The sequence below is a fragment of the Microvirga vignae genome (assembly GCF_001017175.1).
GTDB lineage: Bacteria > Pseudomonadota > Alphaproteobacteria > Rhizobiales > Beijerinckiaceae > Microvirga > Microvirga vignae.
The window spans coordinates 1-3,025 of record NZ_LCYG01000157.1 but is presented as its reverse complement, the minus strand read 5'-3'; the positions used below and the strand labels follow the sequence as shown (position 1 = coordinate 3,025).

Annotated in this window: 4 protein-coding genes and 1 pseudogene; 1 reads left to right on the top strand and 4 read right to left on the bottom strand. The window is 62.1% G+C overall.

What is annotated here, in order from left to right:
* The 4 genes from AA309_RS31435 to AA309_RS32750 all read right to left on the bottom strand — a co-directional run.
* A partial coding sequence (locus AA309_RS31435) for a recombinase family protein (RefSeq protein ID WP_047192955.1) occupies positions 1–654 on the bottom strand: 654 nt, incomplete at its 3' end.
* On the bottom strand, positions 632–820 hold the full coding sequence (locus AA309_RS34980) for a hypothetical protein (protein ID WP_047192954.1): 189 nt from the start codon (positions 818–820) through the stop codon (positions 632–634). The genes AA309_RS31435 and AA309_RS34980, both read right to left, overlap by 23 nt.
* 302 nt (positions 821–1,122) lie before the next feature.
* The gene (tnpB, locus tag AA309_RS31425) at positions 1,123–1,290 is read right to left on the bottom strand and encodes an IS66 family insertion sequence element accessory protein TnpB (RefSeq protein ID WP_084731867.1); all 168 of its coding nucleotides are present in this window, start codon (positions 1,288–1,290) and stop codon (positions 1,123–1,125) included.
* On the bottom strand, positions 1,287–1,772 hold the full coding sequence (locus tag AA309_RS32750) for a transposase (RefSeq protein ID WP_052955154.1): 486 nt from the start codon (positions 1,770–1,772) through the stop codon (positions 1,287–1,289). Before AA309_RS32750 ends, tnpB begins: the two co-directional genes overlap by 4 nt.
* A gap of 230 nt (positions 1,773–2,002) precedes the next feature.
* Here AA309_RS32750 and AA309_RS31415 point away from each other — a divergent pair.
* Positions 2,003–3,025: pseudogene (locus AA309_RS31415) on the top strand (hypothetical protein); the annotation flags it as partial.

Below are 3,025 nucleotides of genomic sequence, written 5' to 3'. Positions count from 1 at the left end.
ACCAGCGGGTTTGCGACAGTTCCAAAGAAAGACCTGGCGGGCGCTGCCCATCTCCCGGAACTTCGCGAAGACCAACCGGATCGTGTCGGCAACATGCTCGTCAGGATCGATCTCGATCCGGCCCTCCTCGTTCCAGCAGAAGCCGGGCGACAGCATGAACCGGAACTCACCGCGTTGTGCCTTCGCATCGCGGGCCGCGATCCCGCGCTGGCGCATCAGGCTCAGCTCGTATTCCGACATGGTTCCCTTCAATCCCAAAAGCAGGCGGTCGTTGACCAGCCGCGGATCGTACGCCCCATCGGGATCGATCACGAGCGAGCCGGCCAGTGCGCACAGATCGATCAGATGATGCCAGTCACGCCCATTGCGGGCCAAGCGCGACGCCTCGATACAATAAACGGCTCCGACCTCGCCGGAACAGACCAGAGCGACCAGCCGCTCAAAGCCCGGGCGCTCGCTGCGGCCCGATCCGGAGCGTCCCAGATCATCGTCGATCACGGTGACCGAGGCAAAGCCCTTGGCCTGCGTTTCCCCAGCCAGATCATACTGCCGGCGCTGGCTTTCGAGATTGCCCATGACTTGGGCCATCGTCGACTGGCGGACATAGACGACGGCCGCGCGCCGCAGATGCTCAGTGGTGATCCGGGCGCTCATGGAAGCCTCCTTGGCGTGTCGGGCGTTCGGCCTGAGCAGCGTCGAGCAGAAGCTCGGCGAGGGCTTCGACGATCCCCTTCAGGGTCGGGGCCACGGGCGGCTGTGCTTTGCGAGGCTCCAGCGCCAGAGTGAGCTGTGCCCGGGAGCGGTGGCGGGATCTTGGCATGACCGATCTCCTTCTGCGAAGGACGAGATCGTGCACCATGGCGGCGATTCGTCGTCCACGACGCAAGGACAGCGGCCAGCTCGGCAAGACCCTCGACGCTGACCTGGGGAGATCCCAAGCTCATGCTGGCGCAATAGGCCTGGTCGAGCATCCAGTCCGGCAATTCCCGCGAGAGGTCCGGCCGCTCCTGGGTATAGACGAAGCTCAGGGCCTTACCGCGCCGATACCGCGAGACCTGAACGGTCTGTCCGAACAGCGGATGCCAGGGATACGCAATGATCGCAGATCGAAAACCGTATGTTTTATGTCGCTTGTTGGCCTCTGCGGCCACGGAAGACAAACAGGTTGCCGGAATAGGGATCGGCGTTCAGCCTGTTGACGACCTCCGCGGACAGGCCGTCGAACCCACGACGCATGTCGACTGGCTGGCAGGCCAGATACACCTTCGTTCCTGCCGCGATCTGGATCACGACTTCGCCGAGAGGGTCGAAAGAACCCGCCGCAGCGCCCGCTCGTTGACAAAGGCGTCAACCCGAACACGTGCACCGTTTGGCAGGTCGATTTCGATCACGCCAGGCCGTTCCTCCAGCATCGGCGTTCTGGTCGACCGCGCGGCTCTTGGCTGTGCCGAACTCACCACCGGACGCCAGTCCGGTGGGCGAAGAGCCGGCATCGTGATCGCGGGTCCTTCGTCGTCGCACGTCCCGAAGACCCCGGTCGGGATGAACTCATTGTGCGACGAAGCCTCCGGGAGCAGCACCAGAGAAGCCGGACGGGGACCCAGTTGGCCCGCTTCGGCAGCCCGGATCCACCCGAACAGCTGATTGTTGTTGACGCCGGGCCGACGGGCCACCTCCGCGACAGCGTTTCCCGGGAGCCTGGCCTCCTCGACAAGCCGCCACTTCTCCTCCGTTGTCCAACTGCGACGACGACGAGGCTCCGTCTCTGACATGCAGGCCGCCTAAGTGTCCGCTTCAATCTTCGTGGACACTTATCTCATCCTGATCGCTGCTTCGGTAGGCGGCCATGACGCCACGCTTACGAAAGAACGCTTTGGCCATTGGCTCATATTCTATTTTCTCTAAACCGCGTCAGCTTCTCGAAAGCTAACGGTCGTAGCGTGGGAGGTAGAGAGCAAACGCGCTGCTCAGATATGCGAAACGGCCCCAACCGGACGAGAACATGGCCCCAATTAACAATATCAACCCGTTCGACGGAGATTTTGCAGCCTACAACTCCACGGTCCAGCAGCCGCAACAGCAGCAAGTGGATTTTGAGCGACACTTGGACGAGCTGCCTCAGATGGATGCCGTTAATCCCGGCAGAGAGCTTTTCGATGTCTCTGAGGAAGACGAGCGCCTCATTCGAGCAGCGGCTGATGCAGCCCTTCATCGGGGGGCGCCGGCAAGCGCTGTCACGGTCGGCATCTATGATCGTCGTCTTTGCAAATTGGCTGATGCGCTCAAGCGTTCCGGCCAAACAATGGCTATGCTCGATGACGAGGCGTTGCTCGACCACGCTAAGCGGCTGTTTCCGAAAGACAAGGTAATCGTCCCTGCGCTGTCAATGCTTAGTCGGTATCGTGAGCCTGGCGCCCCCGCTCGCCCCATTACAACACACTATCGTGCTTCCAAGGAAGACGACCGCCTCATCAGGGCGGCGGCCGAAGCGGGCTTTGGCCGAGGGATGGACCGGAAAACCGCCGAAAATTATTCTAGCAATCTTCGCAAGTTATCTGTAGCTCTCCGGCCTTCTTCGATTGCTATGCTCGGTCACGCTTCGCTGGTCGGCCACGCTAAGAGGTTGTTTCCGAGCGACAACAAACTCATCTACGCGTTGAACAGGCTTCATGAGTACCGCGAGAGCGCCGGGCAGGGCACTTCGCGCGCGGAGGGAGGCAGTTCGCGGTTGCCATTAGAGCCGGCCGCCATTGCGACCGTGCAAAGTGTCGACCAGGAGCAGCTTTTGGATGCCGCGGATCGGGACGGCCCGCTGCCAGCCGACCGATTCGATTTCGCCTCAACGAACTGGGTGCGTCAACAATCGGGCAGGGCGGGCCCACAAGAGAGCTCACCGGCGCCCCCGTCCGCAGATGCGGCGGCCATTGGGTGGCAGCTGAGCGAGATCGGCAATTCAGGCGGTCGCGTGCTGATGCAGGCCCCCATCCATCACGTGGGGGCATCGCCCTGGGAGGCGCAGCCCATG